We start from the raw sequence: 19,971 nt of genomic DNA on the forward strand, positions 1-19,971 counted from the left end.
CGCCTCCTATGCTTCCATCAACGCCTTGAGTGCCGTGAGATCTTTCGCGACGTGGGCGGCATCGGCCTCGAACTGCTCGTCCGTCATGCCCGGGATGCGCAACAACGTGAACATGACCTCGCAGCCATCGCCGTTCGGCACGATCCGCAGTGCGTTGTAGACCCGTAACCCGCTCTCGATCGTCACTGTGTGGTCGATGACGCCGAACTCGTTGTTCGGGACGAAACTGACCTTGACCGTGCCGAGCGGACCAGTGGCAATCCAGTCGTCGCCGTTGCGTTCCAGCCCGGAGGCCAGTCCAGAGGCCCAAAGCGGCATGTTCTCCGGGGCGGCGGCAAAGGCATAGACGTCGCGCCAGTTCCTGTCGATGGAGCTGTGGACGATCCTTGCGGGCATCGTAGACATGGCATTTTCCTGTGTTGCTCTCAATGGAGATAGCAGAACGGCCAGTTTCATATTGAAGAAAACGGACGTTCAACCGGTTATCTGCTGCTGAAGCTGCATGGGCGTCAGCGTAGAAATTTCGCGCGCATCTCGGGTCATATGCGCCTGGTCGGCATAACCGGCTGCCACCGCCAACTCCGCGAGCGGAAGGCTCTTGCTGCTCCGGCAGAGGCCGAGCATGCGCTGAAACCGGCGAATTCGCGCAAGGGTCTTCGGTCCGTAGCCGAAATGGGTGTGGCAACGCCGGCGAAGCTGGCGCGCCCCGATGGACAGGTCCTCGAGCATCGCGTCGGCCACGTCGCCGGACTGCGAAATACCGCTTGCGCGCGCAAACACCGAGGCCATGTCACCGGCCGGCGCGATGCGTCTGGCGGCCTCCTGCTCAAGTGCGGCTTTTAACTGCAGCAACCGTTCGTTCGATCCGACACCGACGCCCAGCAATTCATTCAATCTCAAGGCCGCCGCGCCCCAGAAGTCCTCCAGAGGAATGGACTGTCCGACGATGTCGCAGAGCTGCACCTTGAGCCACCCGGCTGCGGCGCCCGGAGCGAAGCGCGCACCCACTATCCTCTCGCCACCGGCAAGCGACGGAAAGGCACTGCTGCGGTCCGGTCCGGCCACCACCAGCGTGCCACCCATCCAGACGATGTCGCAATAACCGTCCGGCACGATCGCTATCCTATCGGCTCCGCTGCGGATCTCGTGTGACCAAAGACAATGAAAATGAGCGCCAAGCACAGGCGAGGGCGCATACTCCGTGTATCGGCCTGCGCGAGCGGCCAGAACGGCCTCCTCCTGTGTTGCTGCGCGGCTCATTGGTCCTCATCCTGTAAGATCAAGTGGGAATATGGCTTAGTTTGCAATGCCGGCAATACGAGGCCGATTCGAAGCCGAATCGAACTTGCCGTTTGAGCCAGAGAGTGCCACAACACCGGTCCAAAAATGACTCATCGGAGGTGTATCGTGGAAAAGGCAGAAATCGGGCTGATCGGCCTTGCCGTCATGGGTTCCAACCTGGCGCTCAACATTGCGGAAAAAGGCAACAAGATTGCTGTCTTTAACCGTACACCTGAGAAAACGGACGAATTCTACGAAAGCGCCGGCGATCTGAAAAAGCAGATCATTCCCTGCAAGACGATCGAGGAGTTCGTCGAAGCGATCCGCCCGCCGCGTCCGATCATCATCATGATCAAGGCCGGTGAGGCCGTCGATCAGCAGATGGAAGCACTGCGCCCGCATCTTTCCAAGGGCGACATCATGATCGATGCCGGCAACGCCAACTTCCGCGACACGATCGCCCGTTTCGACCGCCTGAAGAACACCGACCTCACCTTCATCGGCATGGGTGTCTCGGGTGGTGAAGAGGGTGCACGCCATGGGCCTTCGATCATGGTCGGGGGCACCGAGGACTCCTGGAAGCGCGTCGAGAAGGTGCTGACCTCGATCGCCGCCAAATACAACGATGATCCTTGCGTTGCCTGGCTCGGCAATGACGGTGCCGGCCATTTCGTCAAGACGATCCACAACGGCATCGAGTATGCCGACATGCAGATGATCGCCGAAATCTACGGCATCCTGCGCGATGGTCTCGGCAAGAGCGCCAAGGACATTTCCGGCATCTTCGGCGAATGGAACAAGGGTCGCTTGAACTCCTACCTGATCGAGATTTCCGAGAAGGTGCTGGCCGCGAGTGATCCGGTCTCCGGTGGCCCGATGGTCGACATGATCCTTGACAAGGCCGGCCAGAAGGGCACCGGCAAGTGGTCGGCGATCGAAGCGCAGAACATGGGCATTCCGGCAACCGCGATCGAAGCCGCCGTTGCCGCCCGCAGCCTGTCGTCGATGAAGACCGAGCGCGAAGCCGCCGAGAAGATCTTCGGCAAGCCGGAATACAAGTTCCCGATCGCCTACGGCCCCGAACTCAACAAGGATCTGGAGCTGGCGCTGTTCGCCGCCAAGATCGGCGCTTATGCGCAGGGCTTCGCCGTCATGGCGGAAGCATCGCGCGAGTTCAACTGGTCGCTGCCGATGCCTGTCATCGCCAAGATCTGGCGAGCCGGCTGTATCATCCGCTCGCAGTTCCTCGACGAGATCACCTCGGCCTTCACCAAGGCTCCGGATGCTGCCAACCTGGTCGTGACGCCTGCCTTCTCCGAGATGGTCAAGGAATCGATCCCGGCGCTGCGCCGCGTCGTTGCGGCGGCCCTGCAAGCCGGCCTGCCGGTTCCGGCGCTGACCTCGGCGCTGACCTATTTCGACGCCTATCGCCAAGGCCGCGGCACCGCGAACCTGATCCAGGCGCAGCGTGACTTCTTCGGCGCGCACGGCTTTGATCGCCTCGACAGCAAGGACTTCCACCACGGCCCGTGGGGTAGCGGTGCGGCGACCTTCTGAGCCGGCGCGCGTTCCCTAAATGAAAAAGCCCGGCCGGAGCTGGGCTTTTTTGATTCTCGCCGCTTTGGTTTCCTGTTGGGTCAGTCGAAGACGCCGTCCGGCCAGGTCGGCTGGCTGACGCTCTGCAGCTTTTCGGGCGGAACGCCTTCGATGCGGCCGATCACCGCGCGGGCGAGTTCGCGGCCGGCCTCGCGAACGTCCTCGAAACAGGTGATCATATTCGGTCGTATCCAGTTGAGGATCTCCGTCGATTGCTTCGAGACGAGGTCGACGTCGCGACCGACGACGCAACCGGCAGCCTCTACACCGGCATTGACGGCGATCGCGCCGGCGGCCGAGGAGGAAACGATGCCATCTGGCGCATGCGAGGAACGCATCAGTGCTTCCACCTCGTCGCGTATCTGCTGCAACGGCGCGTCGATGTTGACGCGCAGCGGGATCTCTTCGGCGCCATAGACATGCAGCGCCGTCTGGAAGCCGATCCGCGTATGGGCGAAATAGGTGAGCCGGCCTGGCGGCGGCAGCAGCGCTATCTTCCGACGGCCTTTGGCGACGAGGGCGCGGACGGCCTGATAAGCGTAAGCCTCGCTGTCGAAATCATGATAGGGATGTACGAGATCGCTCTCGGTGCGCCCGTGCGTGGAGAAGGGCATGTTGCGTTCGATCATCAGGCTGACGCGAGGGTCGTCGGGCTCGATTCGCGAGATAATAACGCCGTCGGCGGAGCCGGTGTCGAGAATGTAGCGGACCGGTAATAGCGGATCCTTGGCGATGGAATAGGGCGTCACGACGAGGTGATAGGGCGTGCCCGACAAAACGTCCGAAATGCCGAAGACAATCTGGCTGGTGAAGCCCATGATCTCTTCGTCGATGCTGAGCACGAGCGCGATGACGTTGGTTTTGCCGGTTCTGAGGCGCACGCCCGCTCTGTTCGGCTGATAGCCGAGCTGGCGGGCGACCATGCGCACGCGCTCCTTGGTTTCGGCACCGATATCGGGCGCATCCTTCAGGGCACGCGAAACGGTGGTCACACCGAGGCCCGTCATGAAGGCAATCGTCTTGAGCGTCGGCCTCTCCCGCTGGAGCACGCCGGTGGCGTCTCCGAATTTTTCGTTATTTTTCATCCCTCTAGACCATCCTATGCGATTTGGTCCGCTTATAGAGTCTTTTTAGAAGCGTCGTAAGCGCAAGTGCGACCAAAGATGCTCCTCCCTCAGACAGCGAAATCTGTAACGATACAGTAGAATTGTCGAGACCTTTTTCGCGTTTGAACAGCATGGGTGCGCCCATAGGTTTAGTCATGGTGTTTTGCTCACATTTTTTGCACCTGCGAATGAAACGTGCTGCCGAAAATGCGATAACTACGATATTTTGTGCGTTAAAACAATTCGATAATCCAGATTGTGCACTTGCTCGCTCGTTGTGCTTTCCACGCTCTCCCGTGCAAAAATCAACGCCATTATGCAGTCTGAGATTGCAAAGAAAAAAGTTTAGAAATTTTTCATCGGCTGGCTGTTGCGCGAAAATATCGATTGCACTAAGTTTTTCCGGCAACGTTTCAGTGAGGGAGGAGAACTCATGAATTTTCGTTTGATCGCGGCTGCACTTGCCGCTTCCGTCGTGCTGCCGCTCGGTGCGGCGAACGCGACCGATCTTGAAGTCACCCATTGGTGGACTTCTGGTGGCGAAGCCGCTGCCGTGGCAGAACTCGCAAAGGCATTCGACGCGACCGGCAACAAGTGGGTCGACGGTGCGATCGCCGGCTCCGGCGGTACCGCGCGTCCGATCATGATCAGCCGCATCACCGGCGGTGATCCGATGGGTGCCACGCAGTTCAACCATGGTCGTCAGGCCGAAGAACTGGTTCAGGCTGGCCTGATGCGGGACCTGACCGACGTCGCCACCGCCGAGCACTGGAAGGACATCATTCGTCCGTCGAGCCTGCTCGATTCCTGCACGATCGACGGCAAGATCTATTGTGCCCCGGTCAACATCCACTCCTGGCAGTGGCTGTGGCTCTCCAATGCAGCCTTCAAGAAGGCTGGCGTTGAAGTGCCGAAGAACTGGGACGAATTTGTCGCCGCCTCTCCGGCGCTCGAAAAGGCCGGCATCGTTCCGCTCGCCGTTGGCGGTCAGCCCTGGCAAGCTGCCGGCGCGTTCGACGTGCTGATGGTTGCCATTGCCGGCAAGGATACCTTCCTCAAGGTGTTCAAGGACAAGGACGCTGAAGCGGCTGCCGGTCCGGAGATCGCAAAGGTTTTCAAGGCCGCCGATGACGCTCGCCGTATGTCCAAGGGCAGCAATGTTCAGGACTGGAATCAAGCAACCAACCTCGTCATCACGGGCAAGGCCGGTGGCCAGATCATGGGTGACTGGGCGCAAGGCGAGTTCCAGCTGGCTGGTCAGAAGGCCGGTACCGACTACACCTGCCTTCCGGGCCTCGGCGTGAACGAAATCATCTCCACCGGCGGTGATGCCTTCTACTTCCCCCTGCTCAAGGACGAAGAGAAGTCTAAGGCACAGGCTGTGCTTGCCAAGACGCTTCTCGATCCCAAGACGCAGGTTGCCTTCAACCTGAAGAAGGGCTCGCTGCCAGTTCGCGGTGACGTTGACCTTGGTGCAGCCAACGACTGCATGAAGAAGGGTCTCGACATCCTCGCAAAGGGCAATGTGATCCAAGGTACCGACCAGCTTCTGTCGGCGGATAGCCAGAAGCAGAAGGAAGACCTCTTCTCGGAGTTCTTCGCAAATCCGTCGATGACGCCGGAAGCCGCTCAGAAGCGCTTCGCTGAAATCATCGCTTCTGCCGACTGATCGTCGCTTTTCCGACGCTGTTGCGATCCGGCTCCGTGTGACGGAGCCGGATTTGCCCGGAACTCCCATCGTGTCCGGGTGGCGGCAGCGCTCGAGGCTGGTAGCAGCTGATGCAGGGCATCCGGCCTTGGTATGGGAGTGAGAAGAGGAGGCGACCGGTAGACGGTTCGCTGCTCTGGATCACAGCAGAATTGCGATTCAGGAGGAATTACAATGACGGGTCAAGCGAAAGCCGGCCGGCCAAATCAGTTACTGCGCAATCTGAATTCGAAGATTGCATCCATTCCGATGATCCTGACCGCCTTGGTCATCTTCGTCGGTGGCTCGGCCTGGACGGTCGTTTATTCATTCACGAACTCGAAGCTCCTTCCGCGGTTGAGCTTCGTAGGTCTCGAACAATACAGGCGCCTGTGGGCTGCCCCGCGCTGGATCGTGTCCATCGAGAATCTTGCGATCTACGGCGTGCTATCGATTATCTTCAGCCTGGTGATCGGCTTTGTGCTCGCGGCGTTGATGGACCAAAAGATCCGGTTCGAAAATACGTTCCGTACGATCTTCCTCTACCCATTCGCCCTGTCTTTCATCGTTACCGGCCTCGTCTGGCAGTGGATCCTGAACCCTGAGTTTGGCATCCAATCAGTTGTCCGGTCGCTTGGCTGGACAAGCTTCAATTTCGACCCGCTCTACACACCTGAAATCGTCATCTACGGCATTTTGATCGCCGCGCTGTGGCAGGGCACGGGTCTCGTCATGTGCCTTATGCTCGCCGGCTTGCGCGGTATCGATGAAGACATCTGGAAGGCCGCGCGCGTCGACGGCATCCCGATGTGGAAGACCTATCTCTTCATCGTCATTCCGATGATGCGGCCTGTCTTCATCACGACGCTTGTCATCATCGCCAGTGGCATCGTCAAGGTCTACGACTTGGTGGTGGCGCAGACATCAGGTGGTCCAGGCATCGCCTCTGAAGTGCCTGCGAAATACGTTTACGACTACATGTTCCAGGCTCAGAATCTGGGGCAGGGTTTCGCCGCCTCGACCATGATGCTGGTCACCGTCGCGATCATCATCATCCCGTGGGCCTATCTGGAATTCGGAGGGCGTAAACGTGCCTGATTCTGTTACTCTCAAGACCTCCGGTGGCCGCGCGTCCGGCCCCAGCGGCCCGAAGCCGAAGCGGGTGATCTCTCCGCGCAACATCATTCTCTATGGCACGCTTTTTGTTGCCGCTGCATATTACCTTCTTCCGCTTTACGTGATGATGGTCACGTCGCTGAAGGGCATGCCCGAAATCCGCCTCGGCAATATCTTCTCACCGCCGGTCGAAATCACCTTCGAGCCCTGGGTGAAGGCTTGGGCGACGGCCTGCACAGGCCTGAACTGCGACGGCCTCTCGCGCGGCTTCTGGAATTCGGTGCGTATCACCGTTCCCTCGGTGGTCCTGTCGATTGCCATTGCCTCGGTGAACGGCTATGCGCTCGCCAACTGGCGCTTCAAGGGTTCGGAAGTCTTCTTTGCGATCCTCGTCGTCGGCGCGTTCATTCCCTATCAGGTGATGATCTATCCTATCGTTATCGTGCTGCGTGAGATCGGCGTCTATGGAACTCTGACGGGCCTGATCATCGTGCACAGCATCTTCGGGATGCCGATCCTGACGCTGCTGTTCCGCAACTACTTCGCATCGCTGCCGCAGGAGCTCTTCAAGGCTGCCCGCATCGATGGGGCCGGCTTCTGGCAGATTTTCCTGAAGATCATGCTGCCCATGTCGCTGCCGATCTTCGTCGTCGCCATGATCCTGCAGGTCACCGGCATCTGGAACGACTTCCTGTTCGGTGTCGTCTTCACCCGACCGGAGTACTACCCGATGACCGTGCAGCTCAACAACATCGTCAACTCTGTCCAGGGCGTGAAGGAATACAACGTCAATATGGCCGCAACGATCCTGACGGGTCTGGTGCCGCTCGTTGTCTATTTCGTATCGGGACGACTTTTCGTCCGTGGTATTGCCGCTGGCGCAGTGAAAGGCTGATCCATGAATTCAAGTGTTTCCATCCGAGATCTCTCGTTGAACTTCGGTTCGGTCAGCGTTCTCAAGGACCTCAACCTCGAAATCAACGACGGCGAGTTCCTGGTTCTCCTGGGCTCTTCCGGCTGCGGCAAGTCCACGCTGTTGAACTGCATCGCCGGACTGCTCGACGCATCCGACGGCCAGATCTTCATCAAGGGCAAGAACGTCACCTGGGAAGAGCCGAAGGATCGCGGCATCGGCATGGTGTTCCAGTCCTACGCGCTCTATCCGCAGATGAGCGTCGAGAAGAACCTGTCTTTCGGCCTCCAGGTCGCCAAGGTGCCACAGCAGGAGATCGACAAGCGCGTGGCGCGTGCGGCGGAAATCCTGCAGATCCAGCCGCTGCTGAAGCGCAAGCCGGCCGAGCTCTCGGGCGGCCAGCGTCAGCGCGTTGCGATCGGTCGCGCATTGGTGCGCGACGTGGATGTGTTCCTGTTCGACGAGCCGCTGTCGAACCTCGACGCCAAGCTGCGCTCGGAGCTGCGCGTCGAAATCAAGCGCCTGCACCAGTCGCTGAACAACACGATGATCTACGTCACGCACGACCAGATCGAAGCGCTGACCTTGGCCGATCGTATCGCGATCATGAAAAACGGCATCATCCAGCAGCTTGCCGACCCGACGACGATCTACAACAAGCCACGCAATCTCTTTGTTGCAGGCTTTATCGGCTCGCCGTCGATGAATTTCTTGCGTGGGGAGATCACCAAGCAGGGTGACGAGGCGTTCTTCACCGCCAACGGCGTGAACTTCTCTGTTGCAGCCTATGAGGCGCCCGAATCGCTGCAAGCGGGCCGCAAGGTCATTCTCGGCGTTCGTCCTGAACATGTGAAGGTCAACGAGAATCTCGGCGCCGAGGTCCACGAAGCGACCGTCGACATCGAGGAACCAATGGGCGCCGACAACCTGCTTTGGCTGAAGCATGCTGGCCACACGATGTCCGTGCGTATCAATGGTGCACGCCGCTTCAGCCCCGGTTCCGCCGTCAAGCTCGGCTTCGATATGTCGCTGGCGTCGCTCTTTGATGCGGAGACTGAGCTTCGCATCTAGAAATCGCAATAGGGCGGAGCGTATAGTTCCGCCCGTTCTCCAATCGGCCATCTGGCCACCAAGTTCGGCTGCGGCCCGCGATTGCGGGCGGCCCTAAGCGCGGCCCGATCGGGATAATGCTATGACTTCCTTGCCGACAAACGGGTTTAACCTCGACCTATCCGGATCGTGGAAGCTCACCTCAGCCGACGGCGAGGTCACGACATCGATCACGCTGCCGGGCGATGTGCACACGGCGCTGCATGCCGCTGAACTGATCCCCGATCCCTATTTCGGCCGTAACGAGGAGATCGTTCAGTGGGTGGCGCAGCGCGACTGGGTGCTGGAACGCAGTTTCACGCTGTCCGAGCCGGACGGCGAGTGGTATCTCGATATCGACTATCTCGATACCGTTGCCGCGGTGTTCGTCAACGGTTCTCCGGTGCTGCTCGCCGATAACAGCTTCCGTCGCTACCGGCCCGATGTAGGTGGCCAGCTGAAGACTGGCGAGAACCACATTCGGATCGTGCTGCACTCGAGCATTTCGGCCGGTGCCGACCGGCAGGCCAAGCAGCCGTTCTACATCCCATATCACCCCGGCAATTCGCCTATTGCGAATGGCAATATGCTGCGCAAGCCGCAGTGCCATTTCGGTTGGGACTGGAACATCGCGATTGCGCCGCTCGGCCTCTATGGCACGATCGCTTTGCGCAGGCTCGAGACTGCGCGCATCGACCACGTCACGACACGTCAGGTCCATAATCTCGACGGCTCCGTCGATCTGCAGGTGACGGCGACATTGTTCGCCAAGAATCCGGGGATTGTGCCTGTTCATTTTACGCTCGACGGGGAACGCATTCGGCTCGACGTAGGCGTCGGCGCCGGCGAAACCGTCGTCAACCACGTCTTCCAGATCGATAAGCCGCGCTTGTGGTGGCCGGCGGGCAGTGGTGAGCAGGCGCTCTACACATTGACTGTCGATCTTCCGTCGGATGCGGTCAGCAAGCAAATCGGTCTTCGCACCGTCGAGCTGATCACGACGCCCGATGCCGCCGGCAGCCGTTTCGCGCTGAAGGTCAACGGCCGCGAGATCTTCTGCCGCGGCGCCAACTGGATCCCGGCTGATGCGCTGTTTTCGCTGTCATCGCCCGAGAAGACTGAAGACCTGCTGCAGTCGGCTCATGCCGCAAACATGAACATGATCCGCGTCTGGGGCGGCGGCTTCTACGAACATGACTATTTCTACGATCTTTGCGATCGGATGGGCCTGATGGTCTGGCAGGATTTCATGTTCGCCTGCAACCTCTATCCTTCGACGGAGGATTTCCTCGACAACGTCGCGCTTGAGGTCGACTATCAGGTGCGCCGTCTGTCCTCGCATCCGTCGATCGCGCTGTGGTGCGGCGACAACGAACTGGTCGGTGCGCTCACCTGGTTCGACGAGTCGAAGAAGGATCGCGACCGCTATCTTGTCTCCTACGATCGCCTCAACCGTACGATCGAGCAGGCGATGAAGAAGGCGGCGCCCGACGCCATCTGGTGGCCGTCGAGCCCGGCATCCGGTTATCTCGATTTCGGCGATGCCTGGCATGCCGACGGTTCCGGCGACATGCACTACTGGTCGGTCTGGCACGAGAACAAGTCGTTCGACAATTATCGATCGGTGCGCCCGCGCTTCTGCTCGGAATTCGGCTTCCAGTCCTATACGTCGCTGCCTGTCATCAAGACCTACGCCGATCCGAAGGACATGAACGTAGCGTCGCCTGTCATGGAGCTGCACCAGAAGAATGCAGGTGGCAACGAGCGCATTGCCGGGACGATGTTCCGCTATTTCCGCTTCCCGAAGGACTTCCCGAATTTCGTCTATCTCAGCCAGATCCAGCAGGGTCTCGCAATCAAGACCGCAGTGGAATACTGGCGGTCGCTGAAGCCGCATTGCATGGGCACCATCTACTGGCAGCTCAATGACACATGGCCGGTCGCCTCGTGGTCGAGCCTCGACCACGGCGGTCGCTGGAAGGCGATGCATTATCTGGTCAAGCGCTTCTTCCAGCCGGTCGCCGTTGCGGCGATCCCTGATGAGGACGGCAAGCAGATCCGCTTCTCGCTGGTCAACGACACGCTTGCCGAGGTCAGCATCGACCTGTCGGTCTCGGTCCTCGACATGAAGGGCGAACGCAAGCACCTGAAGGACGTGCAGGCGGTCTGCACCCCTGACGCAGCCGTAACGGCGACGAGCATCGACGTTTCCGAAATTCCTGCCGGGACACTGCTTGCCTGGCGCTTCACGGCGTCGAATGGCATGGGTGGCGAGGGGCACTATGTGCACGGCACCTACAAGGCACTGGAGCTCGAGGCTGCGGGCCTCATGGTCACACACGAGTATGTCGAGGAAGACGGCTCCGTGTGCCTTAACGTCACTGCGAAGGGACTTGCGCTCTTCGTGATGATCGAGACCGAGACCGACGGCAAGTATTCAGACAATGCCTTCGATCTGGCGGCGGGCGAGACGCGCCGCATTACCTTCACCCCGGCAAAGCCGCTCGAGGGCGGCACCTTGCCGGAATTCCGTTTCTACGACCTGCAATCCTGTCAGTCCGTGGATTGATCCTGACTGAAATGCAATGGGCACGAGGCCCGAGGAGGAATGATGACGAAACTGAGTTTCCAGCTTTACAGCGCCCGTAACTTCCAGCCCTATTCGGCGATCTTTGAAAAGCTCGGCAAGGCCGGCTATCAGGAAGTCGAAGGTTTCGGCGGCATCTATGCCGACCTCGATGATGCCGGCCTGAACAGCCTGCGTGCCGAACTCGACAAGAACGGTCTTGTCATGGCCAGTGGCCATTTCAGCCCCGATTTCCTCGACGGCGAAGTCCAGAAGTCGCTGAACATTGCAAAGGTCCTCGGCATGGACTCGATCTATGCGCCGCATCTCGCCGCCGAGCAGCGCCCGATCGATGGTGCCGGCTGGCTGGCCTTCGGCAAGCGGCTGCATGAGATGGCAAAGCCCTACAAGGATGCCGGCTATGAGTTCGGCTGGCACAACCACGACTTCGAATTCGTGAAGCTCGCCGATGGCTCACTGCCGATCGAACGCATCTTTGAAGGCGCTCCTGACATTTCCTGGGAAGCGGATATCGCCTGGGTCGTTCGCGGTGGTGCTGACCCGTTCGCTTGGATCGAAAAGCTCGGATCGCGCATCACCTCGGCTCACGTCAAGGACATTGCGCCGGCTGGCGAGAACAAGAACGAGGATGGTTGGGCAGATGTTGGCCACGGCACTCTGCAGTGGGCCAAGCTCATCGCTGCACTCAAGAGCACCAAGACCAAGCACTACGTCGTCGAGCATGACAACCCGGCCGATGTCGACCGCCTGATCACGCGCTCGATCGCATCCTTCAAGACTTATTGAGGCATATCATGACCAAGGAACTTGGCGTCGGCATCATCGGATGCGGCAACATCTCCACCACCTACTTCTCACTCTCTCCGCTTTTCAAGGGTCTGAAGGTCCTGGCCTGCGCCGATATCAACGTGCAGGCTGCCCAGGCCCGCGCCGAGGAATACGGCGTAAAGGCGCAGACGATCGATGAGCTTCTCGCCAATGACGAGATCGACGTCGTCGTCAACCTGACGATCCCGGATGCTCACTTCCCGGTTTCCAAGGCGATCCTTGAATCCGGCAAGCACGTCTATTCGGAAAAGCCGCTGGTTCTCACCCTCGAGCAGGGTGAAGTGTTGCGCCGCATTGCCAAGGAGAAGAACCTCTCCGTCGGCTGCGCGCCGGATACCTTCCTCGGCGGCGCGCACCAGCTTGCCCGCAAGTTTATCGACGACGGTGGCATCGGCCGCGTCACCTCGGGCGCGTGCTACGTCATGAGCCCGGGCATGGAGATGTGGCATCCGAACCCGGACTTCTTCTTCCTGCCCGGCGGCGGCCCGATCCTCGATCTCGGTCCATACTACATCGCCAACCTGATCAACCTGATCGGTCCGGTGAAGCGCGTCGGCGCGATGACCTCCATGGCGTCCGAGACCCGCACCATCACCAGCCAGCCGCGTCATGGCGAGACCATCCCGGTCAAGACGCCGACGACGATCCAGGCGATCCTCGAATTTGTCAGCGGCGCGACTGTCACGCTGACGGCGAGCTGGGATGTCTGGTCTCATCGCCACGCCAACATGGAGCTCTATGGCACCGAGGGCTCGCTTTACGTGCCGGATCCGAACTTCTTCGGCGGCGTCGTCGAGGCCAGCGGCAAGGACAAGGACATCAAGCCGGTCGAAGGCTGGGAACATCCCTTCGGTATCTTCAACCAGGAGAGCCCGCAGGGACCGCGCGCCAACTACCGCACGGCGGGTCTCGCCGACATGGCGATGGCGATCATCGAGGGGCGCGATGCGCGTTGCTCGCTCGATCGCACGCTGCACGGCGTCGACGTCATGACTTCAATCCTGAAGTCGGGCGAGGAAGGCCGTTTCATCGAGCTGACGACGACCTGCACGCAGCCGGCCGCACTCGGCATCGAAGAAGCGCAGGCGCTCTTGAAGTAAGCGACCAAAGGACTATGGTCCGGCGCGGGCGACAAGCCCGCGCTTTTTCGCTTAAAGGATCAGAATTATGAGCTGGCAACCGGCTTCCGACCGCTATTCAAAGATGAAGTATAACCGCACAGGCCGTTCCGGCCTGAAGCTGCCTGCGGTATCGCTCGGCCTCTGGCACAATTTCGGCGGCGACACGCCGCATGACCGCAAGATCGACATGTGCCGCACGGCCTTCGATCTCGGTATCACCCATTTCGACCTCGCCAACAACTACGGCCCGCCTCCTGGCAGCGCCGAAACCGCCTTCGGTGAAATCCTGCGCACTGAATTTTCAGGCCTGCGCGACGAGTTGATCATCTCGTCCAAGGCCGGCTACGACATGTGGCCGGGTCCCTACGGCGAATGGGGCAGCCGCAAGTATCTGATCGCGTCGTGTGACCAGAGCTTGAAGCGCATGGGTCTCGACTACGTCGATATCTTCTATTCGCATCGTTTCGATCCGGATACCCCGCTCGAGGAAACCTGCGGCGCGCTCGATCATATCGTCCGCTCCGGCCGGGCGCTCTATGTCGGCATCTCGTCCTACAATTCGCAGCGCACCCGGGAGGCTGCCGCTATCCTGAAGGATCTCGGGACGCCGTGCCTGATCCATCAGCCGAGTTATTCGATGCTCAACCGCTGGGTCGAGGACGACAAGCTGCTGGATACGCTTGACGAGGCCGGCATGGGGTCGATCGTGTTCTCGCCGCTGGCGCAGGGTATGCTGACGACCAAGTATCTCGGCGGCATCCCGCAGGATAGCCGTGCTGCCCAGAACCACTTCCTCAAGAAGGACTTCATTCGTCCTCAGATCATCGACAACATCCGCAAGCTCAATGAGATCGCGGAGCGTCGTGGCCAGACGCTGGCGCAGATGGCGATTGCCTGGGTTCTGCGTGGCGACCGGGTGACGTCGGCGCTGATCGGCGCGAGCCGTTCGTCGCAGATCGTCGATTGCGTCAAGGCGCTCGACAATCTCGAATTTACCGCCGCTGAGCTCAAGGAGATCGATGTCTATGCCCGCGAGGCCGACATCAATCTCTGGGCAAAGTCCGCGGAACGCGAATAAACCGAAGCGCCCGGTCCAGTGCGCCGGGCGTTTCTCCTATCATTTTTTGATGTACGTGCGGCAAGCCGCGCGTATTTCAGGGAGGAGACTTCACCATGATCCGCAACCCGATCCTGCCGGGCTTCAACCCCGATCCATCCATTTGCCGCGTTGGAGACGACTACTATATCGCCACCTCGACGTTCGAATGGTATCCCGGCGTCCAGATCCATCATTCGCGCGATCTTGTGAACTGGACGATGGTTCGGCGTCCTCTCGAGCGCAAGTCGCAACTCGACATGCGCGGCAATCCCGACAGCTGCGGCGTCTGGGCCCCCTGCCTTTCTTATGCCGACGGGCTGTTCTGGCTGGTCTATACCGACGTCAAGCGCTTCGACGGCAACTTCAAGGATGCGCATAACTACATCGTGACTTCGCCAACCATTGAGGGCGAATGGTCGGAGCCGGTCTACGTGAACTCTTCGGGCTTCGACCCGTCCCTGTTCCATGATGAGGACGGCCGCAAGTGGTTCATGAACATGCAGTGGAATCATCGCACCGAGAGCTTCGGCGGTGCGCCGAAGTCGCCGGCCTTCGATGGCATTCTGCTGCAGGAATGGGATGCGGCGACCAGGTCGCTGAAGGGCCCGATCAAGAACATATTCGCCGGCAGTTCGCTGGGCCTCGTCGAGGGACCGCATCTCTTCAAGCGGAACGGCTACTATTACCTGACGACCGCCGAGGGCGGCACTGGCTACGACCATGCCGTCACCATGGCTCGTTCGCGCACGATCGACGGTCCCTATGAGATGCATCCGAACAAGCACCTCATCACGTCAAAGGATCATCCTGAAGCCATTCTCCAGCGAGCAGGGCACGGCCAGTATGTCGAAACGCCCGACGGACAGGCCTATCACACGCACCTCTGCGGTCGTCCGATGCCGCCAAAGCGCCGCTGCACGCTCGGTCGCGAGACCAGCCTGCAGAAGTGTGTCTGGAAGGAGGACGGGTGGCTTTACCTCGAGAACGGCGCTGTTGTTCCCGATGTCATCGTGCCGGGACTGGCCGGCGCTGTGCCGGTCGAGAAGCCTGTGCGCAGCGAATACAGCTTCGACGGTGGAAAGCTGCCTGATGATTTCCAGTGGCTTCGCACGCCACAGCCGGAGCGCATTTTCAACCTTACCGATCGGGCAGGACATCTGAGGCTGATCGGGCGCGAAAGCATCGGTTCGTGGTTCGAACAGTCTCTTGTCGCCCGTCGTCAGGAGCACCACAGCTTCAGGGCGGAGACGGTCGTGGAGTTTGATCCCCACACCTACCAGCAGGTTGCCGGCCTGACGCATTACTATAACAGGCACAAGTTCCACGCGGTCGCCGTGACCCTCCACGAGAAGCTGGGACGGTGCGTCACCATTCTCTCCTGCAATGGCGACTATCCCCACAGCCGTCTCGACTTCCCGGTCGGCAGCGGCGTTGCGGTGCCTGCCGAAGGGCGCGTTCAGCTTTCCATGGAAATCCGCGACAATGACCTGCAGTTCTTCTGGCAGACGGAAGGCAAGGGGGCCTGGCAGCCGATCGGGCCTGTGCTGGATGCCGGTGTGGTCTCCGACGAGGGCGGACGTGGCGAGCACGGCTCGTTCACCGGTGCATTCGCCGGCGTTTTCGCCTTCGATACGTCGGGTCGCGCAAAGACCGCGGATTTCGATTGGTTCAATTACGAGGAACTATGATCGAACCAGCGACATCGCCTGAAATTGCGGGCGATGTCGCATTTGCTAATTTAATAGATGCTTTTAAACACGTGTTTTCATTACGTAAGTTTAATCAAACTTTCAGTTTCGGTTCATCATTTTGGACCTAGGTTCTGGGCGTGTTCAACACGAGGAACCTCCCAATGAAAAAGCTCACCACCGTCCTTCTCGCTACTGCTGTGCTCGCTTCTCCGCTGCTGGCAACGACCGAAGCGAGCGCCCAGGATCACCGCCGGCCGGTCGTCGTGGAGCGCGACGTTCACGTCACGAAGTACAAGTGGAGCCGCGGCCATCGCATGACGCCTACCGAGCGCCGCCATATGCGTGACGTGCGCGACTATCATCGCTACCGCCTGTCGGCTCCGCCACGCGGCTATCGCTGGGTGCAGGTCGACAACGACTTCCTGCTCATCGGCTCGGTCAACGGTGTGATCGCGAACATCGTCATTCGCTAAACGCTGACGTCACCATGTGAAAAGGGGGCTTTAATGCCGCCCTTCTGATTCAATCAGACGCCAATTACAGGCTTCCGTAGGACGCTGTGCGCGTGGCCAGAACTAGTGAAGGGCGGGGGTTCCGCACCCGCCCCTGCAATCTCAGCTTTCTCGCGCGAGGCAGGCCTTCATGCTGTTGGCAATGCCGAGCATGAGGTTGGGATAGAGGTCCGCGCCGGCATCGAGCGTGGCGGCCTCCGGATCGAGGACACCGGCCTTCGCCTTGGTCCCCTCGATGACCACATCGACCAATCGCGGCTGGAACTGCGGTTCGGCGAAGACGCAGGTGGCGCCAAGTTCGCCGACCTTCTTGTGGATCTCCGCAATGCGTTCCGCGCCGGGGATCGTTTCGGGGCTGACGGTGATCGAGCCCGCGACCCGTACATGATAGCGGTTCTCGAAATACTGGTAGGCATCGTGGAAGACGATGAACGGCTTGTCCTTCACCGGTGACACGATGCCGGCGATTTCCTTGTCCAGCGCGTCGAGGCTGTCGTCCAGCGTCTTGGCGTTGGCCTGGTAGGTGAGGGCATTGGCGGGGTCGGCTGCGACGAGGGTGGTGGTGATCTCGGAGGCCATCGCCCTGGCATTCTGCGGATCGAGCCAGAGATGGGTGTCGAAAGTCCCGTGATCGTGGCCCTGATCGGTGTCGGCACGGGCATGATCGTGTCCATCGCCGTCATGATGATCTTCACCGTCATGGTCGCTGTGGTCGTGCGGTTCGAAGGCGCCGCCCTCACGGAACTTGAGCTTGGTCAGGCCGGGCGCCTTGTCGAGCTCGGCGACGACGGCATCAGACCCGATCGCCTCCAGCGGCTTCTCCAGAAACGTTTCAAGCCCGGGACCGACCCAGAACACCACCTTGGCGTTTTGCAGCGCGCGCGCGTTTGACGGCTTCATATTGTAGGTGTGGGGCGAGGCGGCGCCATCGACGATCAGTTCGGGTGTGCCGACGCCCTGCATGATCGCCGATACGAGCGAGTGAACCGGCTTGATCGAGGTCACCACGACAGGCGCATCCGCCGTTCTGCCCGCCTCGGCAAAGAAGATGGCGGGAATTGCGAGGGTAAGGGCCGTCGCGAATTTCATCGGTGTACTCCGCTTGAATTGCAGTTGTAATGTTATTACATCGATTGCGTTATGCTATAACGTGTGCGATAGCAAGTCGCAACAGCACATTCGGAAAAATGATGTTCTCTCCCGCAAATTCCGAAGCGAAGCCATTGGTCTCGCTTTCCAACGTCGGCGTCCAAAGAAGCGGCCGCTGGCTCGTCCGGGGCGTGGATTTCTCGGTCTCGCGCGGCGAGATCGTGACGCTGATCGGCCCCAATGGCTCGGGCAAATCGACCACCGTCAAGACGGCGATCGGCGTGCTGAAGCCCGATGAGGGTACGGTTGAACGCGCCGACGGCCTCAAGGTCGGTTATGTGCCACAGAAGCTTGCGATCGATTGGACGCTGCCGCTCACCGTACGCCGGCTAATGACGCTGACCGGACCGCTCTCCGAACACGACATGACCGCCGCGCTCGAAGCCGTCGGGCTTTCACATATGCTCGGCGCCGAAGTGCAGCATCTCTCGGGCGGCGAGTTTCAGCGGGCCTTGATGGCGCGGGCGATTGCGCGCAAGCCTGATCTCCTCGTCCTCGACGAACCCGTTCAGGGCGTCGATTTCTCAGGCGAGATCGCGATCTACGACCTGATCCAGTCGATCCGCAACTCGACCGGCTGCGGCATCCTGCTGATTTCGCACGACCTGCATGTCGTCATGGCGGCGACGGATACCGTCATCTGCCTCAACGGCCATGTCTGCTGCCGCGGCACACCGCAGGCGGTGACGCAGAGCGCCGAATATGTCCGCCTCTTTGGTAGCCGCGCTGCGCAGGCGCTTGCCGTCTACAGCCATCACCACGACCACACGCATCTACCGGATGGCCGTGTGCTGCATTCCGATGGCTCCGTCACCGATAACTGCCATCCTGATGACGGCCACCATCATGGCCACGAAGGGCACGACCACGCCCACCACAACCACGCCGGTCACAGCCACGATCATCATGCTGACGATCATAGCCATGATCACAAACAGCCCGCAGGAGAGCGCCATGTTTGACGATTTCTTCGTCCGCGCGATCCTTGCAGGCGTCGGGCTTGCGCTGACGACCGGCCCGCTCGGCTGTTTCATCATCTGGCGGCGTATGGCTTATTTCGGCGATACGATCGCCCACTCGGCACTGCTCGGCGTCGCGCTCTCGCTGCTCCTGCAGTTCAACCTGACGCTTGCCGTGTTCCTCGTCGCGGCTACCGTGTCGATCCTCCTGCTGTTCCTGCAAAAACGCCAGGCGCTGTCTGCGGATGCGCTGCTCGGTATTCTGTCGCACGCGACGCTGGCGATCGGTCTCGTCATGGTCGCCTTCATGAGCTGGGTGCGCATCGACCTCATCGCTTTCCTGTTCGGCGACATCCTTGCGGTCTCGAAGACGGATATTGTCATGATCTGGGGCGGCGGCATTCTCGTTTTGGCGGCGATCGCCTGGCTCTGGCGACCGCTTCTGGCCTCCACGGTCAACCCCGAGCTTGCCGAGGCCGAGGGACTGCAGCCGGAGCGGGCGCGGCTGTTCTTCATGCTGCTGATGGCTGTTGTCATCGCAATCGCCATGAAGATCGTCGGCATCATGCTTATCACCTCGCTGCTGATCATCCCGGCGGCCGCAGCGCGCCGTTTCGCCTCGACGCCTGAGGTGATGGCGGTCTTCGCCTCGCTGATCGGCGCCGTCGCCGTGGTCGGCGGGCTGTTCGGTTCGCTGACCTACGACACGCCCTCCGGCCCCTCGATCGTCGTCGCGGCCCTGATCCTTTTCATTCTGAGCCTGCTGCCGAGGCGCGGGCGCGGGCAGGCCTTGGAAGGACAACGTTCATGAACGCACCTGCTTTGACCAAGAACCAGGCTCTCGTTTTCGAGGTACTCGAAAAGGCGGACGGACCGCTCAGCGCCTATACGATCCTCGACAAGCTGCGCGATCATGGTTTTCGCGCGCCACTGCAGGTCTACCGCGCCCTCGAGAAGCTGCTCGAGTATGGCGTGGTGCACCGGCTGGAAAGCATCAACGCCTTCGTCGCCTGCGCCCATCCGGACCAGAACTGCCACAGTCACGGCATCGTCGCCTTCGCGATCTGCGAGAGCTGTGGGCATGTCATGGAGTTCCACGACCACGCGGTCGATCACCGCCTCATGGACTGGACGCGCGGCAAGAAGTTCAAGGCAGAGAAGACCACGATCGAGATCCGTGGTCTGTGTGAGGCGTGTGCCGCTTAGGCCTGACCGCTCAACCAAATTCTCTCTATGA

18 protein-coding genes are annotated in these 19,971 nt (G+C 60.2%); 14 read left to right on the forward strand and 4 right to left on the reverse strand.

The window, feature by feature from the left end; genetic code table 11:
* Positions 1–6: 6 nt before the first annotated feature.
* Positions 7–405: a polyketide cyclase gene (locus AF71_RS04460; RefSeq protein WP_018854730.1), complete on the reverse strand. Its 399-nt coding sequence runs from the start codon at positions 403–405 to the stop codon at positions 7–9.
* A gap of 69 nt (positions 406–474) precedes the next feature.
* Positions 475–1,260, reverse strand: a complete 786-nt coding sequence (locus tag AF71_RS04465) for a helix-turn-helix domain-containing protein (protein WP_018854731.1) — start codon at positions 1,258–1,260, stop codon at positions 475–477.
* Positions 1,261–1,386: 126 nt separating this feature from the next.
* On the opposite strand from AF71_RS04465, the gene gndA reads away from it, so the two are divergent.
* Positions 1,387–2,838, forward strand: a complete 1,452-nt coding sequence (gndA, locus tag AF71_RS04470; RefSeq protein WP_192240567.1) for an NADP-dependent phosphogluconate dehydrogenase — start codon at positions 1,387–1,389, stop codon at positions 2,836–2,838.
* Positions 2,839–2,918: 80 nt separating this feature from the next.
* On the opposite strand, the gene AF71_RS04475 is transcribed toward gndA, so the two are convergent.
* The gene (locus tag AF71_RS04475; protein ID WP_062371141.1) at positions 2,919–3,962 is read right to left on the reverse strand and encodes a LacI family transcriptional regulator; all 1,044 of its coding nucleotides are present in this window, start codon (positions 3,960–3,962) and stop codon (positions 2,919–2,921) included.
* A gap of 454 nt (positions 3,963–4,416) precedes the next feature.
* Between AF71_RS04475 and AF71_RS04480 the strand changes: the two genes are divergently transcribed.
* From AF71_RS04480 to AF71_RS04525, 10 genes are all read left to right on the forward strand, one after another.
* Positions 4,417–5,652, forward strand: coding sequence for an ABC transporter substrate-binding protein (locus AF71_RS04480; protein ID WP_018854734.1), 1,236 nt, complete (start codon positions 4,417–4,419; stop codon positions 5,650–5,652).
* 213 nt (positions 5,653–5,865) lie between these two features.
* The gene (locus AF71_RS04485; protein WP_025660691.1) at positions 5,866–6,768 is read left to right on the forward strand and encodes a sugar ABC transporter permease; all 903 of its coding nucleotides are present in this window, start codon (positions 5,866–5,868) and stop codon (positions 6,766–6,768) included.
* Positions 6,761–7,681 (forward strand): carbohydrate ABC transporter permease, encoded by a 921-nt coding sequence (locus tag AF71_RS04490; protein ID WP_018854736.1) that lies wholly within the window; start codon positions 6,761–6,763, stop codon positions 7,679–7,681. The genes AF71_RS04485 and AF71_RS04490 overlap by 8 nt, the downstream gene beginning before the upstream one ends.
* 3 nt (positions 7,682–7,684) lie before the next feature.
* Positions 7,685–8,770 carry an ABC transporter ATP-binding protein gene (locus AF71_RS04495; RefSeq protein WP_018854737.1) on the forward strand — a complete coding sequence of 362 codons (1,086 nt, stop codon included), beginning with the start codon at positions 7,685–7,687 and terminating at the stop codon, positions 8,768–8,770.
* Positions 8,771–8,891: 121 nt separating this feature from the next.
* Positions 8,892–11,357 (forward strand): glycoside hydrolase family 2 protein, encoded by a 2,466-nt coding sequence (locus tag AF71_RS04500; RefSeq protein ID WP_018854738.1) that lies wholly within the window; start codon positions 8,892–8,894, stop codon positions 11,355–11,357.
* A gap of 42 nt (positions 11,358–11,399) precedes the next feature.
* Positions 11,400–12,161 (forward strand): sugar phosphate isomerase/epimerase, encoded by a 762-nt coding sequence (locus AF71_RS04505; protein ID WP_169680175.1) that lies wholly within the window; start codon positions 11,400–11,402, stop codon positions 12,159–12,161.
* Between the two features lie 8 nt (positions 12,162–12,169).
* Positions 12,170–13,303: a Gfo/Idh/MocA family oxidoreductase gene (locus AF71_RS04510; protein WP_169680177.1), complete on the forward strand. Its 1,134-nt coding sequence runs from the start codon at positions 12,170–12,172 to the stop codon at positions 13,301–13,303.
* 67 nt (positions 13,304–13,370) lie between these two features.
* Positions 13,371–14,402, forward strand: coding sequence for an L-glyceraldehyde 3-phosphate reductase (gene mgrA / locus AF71_RS04515; protein WP_062371138.1), 1,032 nt, complete (start codon positions 13,371–13,373; stop codon positions 14,400–14,402).
* A gap of 95 nt (positions 14,403–14,497) precedes the next feature.
* Positions 14,498–16,111: a glycoside hydrolase family 43 protein gene (locus AF71_RS04520; protein ID WP_169680179.1), complete on the forward strand. Its 1,614-nt coding sequence runs from the start codon at positions 14,498–14,500 to the stop codon at positions 16,109–16,111.
* Between the two features lie 164 nt (positions 16,112–16,275).
* Positions 16,276–16,587, forward strand: coding sequence for an RcnB family protein (locus tag AF71_RS04525; RefSeq protein ID WP_018854743.1), 312 nt, complete (start codon positions 16,276–16,278; stop codon positions 16,585–16,587).
* A gap of 141 nt (positions 16,588–16,728) precedes the next feature.
* On the opposite strand, the gene AF71_RS04530 is transcribed toward AF71_RS04525, so the two are convergent.
* Positions 16,729–17,715, reverse strand: coding sequence for a zinc ABC transporter substrate-binding protein (locus AF71_RS04530; protein WP_018854744.1), 987 nt, complete (start codon positions 17,713–17,715; stop codon positions 16,729–16,731).
* A 101-nt stretch (positions 17,716–17,816) separates the two neighbouring features.
* On the opposite strand from AF71_RS04530, the gene AF71_RS04535 reads away from it, so the two are divergent.
* From AF71_RS04535 to AF71_RS04545, 3 genes are read left to right on the forward strand one after another with little or no spacing between them, the layout of a single operon-like run.
* Positions 17,817–18,737: a metal ABC transporter ATP-binding protein gene (locus tag AF71_RS04535; protein ID WP_113471022.1), complete on the forward strand. Its 921-nt coding sequence runs from the start codon at positions 17,817–17,819 to the stop codon at positions 18,735–18,737.
* A complete protein-coding gene (gene znuB / locus AF71_RS04540; protein ID WP_018854746.1) occupies positions 18,730–19,545 on the forward strand; it encodes a zinc ABC transporter permease subunit ZnuB in 816 nt (271 codons plus the stop codon). The genes AF71_RS04535 and znuB overlap by 8 nt, the downstream gene beginning before the upstream one ends.
* Positions 19,542–19,940, forward strand: coding sequence for a Fur family transcriptional regulator (locus AF71_RS04545; RefSeq protein WP_169680181.1), 399 nt, complete (start codon positions 19,542–19,544; stop codon positions 19,938–19,940). Before znuB ends, AF71_RS04545 begins: the two co-directional genes overlap by 4 nt.
* Positions 19,941–19,971 lie beyond the last annotated feature (31 nt).

It is taken from the genome of Rhizobium sp. 57MFTsu3.2, assembly GCF_012932765.1.
In the GTDB taxonomy this organism is placed as follows: domain Bacteria; phylum Pseudomonadota; class Alphaproteobacteria; order Rhizobiales; family Rhizobiaceae; genus Rhizobium; species Rhizobium altiplani.

Bases quoted from the DNA above. Each gene is read 5' to 3' on its own strand.
- AF71_RS04520 (WP_169680179.1), top strand. From the start codon at position 14,498: ATGATCCGCAACCCGATCCTGCCGGGCTTCAACCCCGATCCATCCATT.
- AF71_RS04485 (WP_025660691.1), top strand. From the start codon at position 5,866: ATGACGGGTCAAGCGAAAGCCGGCCGGCCAAATCAGTTACTGCGCAAT.
- gndA (WP_192240567.1), top strand. From the start codon at position 1,387: ATGACTCATCGGAGGTGTATCGTGGAAAAGGCAGAAATCGGGCTGATC.
- AF71_RS04465 (WP_018854731.1), bottom strand. From the start codon at position 1,260: ATGAGCCGCGCAGCAACACAGGAGGAGGCCGTTCTGGCCGCTCGCGCA.
- AF71_RS04525 (WP_018854743.1), top strand. From the start codon at position 16,276: ATGAAAAAGCTCACCACCGTCCTTCTCGCTACTGCTGTGCTCGCTTCT.
- znuB (WP_018854746.1), top strand. From the start codon at position 18,730: ATGTTTGACGATTTCTTCGTCCGCGCGATCCTTGCAGGCGTCGGGCTT.
- AF71_RS04500 (WP_018854738.1), top strand. From the start codon at position 8,892: ATGACTTCCTTGCCGACAAACGGGTTTAACCTCGACCTATCCGGATCG.
- AF71_RS04535 (WP_113471022.1), top strand. From the start codon at position 17,817: ATGTTCTCTCCCGCAAATTCCGAAGCGAAGCCATTGGTCTCGCTTTCC.
- AF71_RS04505 (WP_169680175.1), top strand. From the start codon at position 11,400: ATGACGAAACTGAGTTTCCAGCTTTACAGCGCCCGTAACTTCCAGCCC.
- AF71_RS04510 (WP_169680177.1), top strand. From the start codon at position 12,170: ATGACCAAGGAACTTGGCGTCGGCATCATCGGATGCGGCAACATCTCC.
- AF71_RS04475 (WP_062371141.1), bottom strand. From the start codon at position 3,962: ATGAAAAATAACGAAAAATTCGGAGACGCCACCGGCGTGCTCCAGCGG.
- AF71_RS04460 (WP_018854730.1), bottom strand. From the start codon at position 405: ATGTCTACGATGCCCGCAAGGATCGTCCACAGCTCCATCGACAGGAAC.
- mgrA (WP_062371138.1), top strand. From the start codon at position 13,371: ATGAGCTGGCAACCGGCTTCCGACCGCTATTCAAAGATGAAGTATAAC.
- AF71_RS04495 (WP_018854737.1), top strand. From the start codon at position 7,685: ATGAATTCAAGTGTTTCCATCCGAGATCTCTCGTTGAACTTCGGTTCG.
- AF71_RS04480 (WP_018854734.1), top strand. From the start codon at position 4,417: ATGAATTTTCGTTTGATCGCGGCTGCACTTGCCGCTTCCGTCGTGCTG.
- AF71_RS04530 (WP_018854744.1), bottom strand. From the start codon at position 17,715: ATGAAATTCGCGACGGCCCTTACCCTCGCAATTCCCGCCATCTTCTTT.
- AF71_RS04545 (WP_169680181.1), top strand. From the start codon at position 19,542: ATGAACGCACCTGCTTTGACCAAGAACCAGGCTCTCGTTTTCGAGGTA.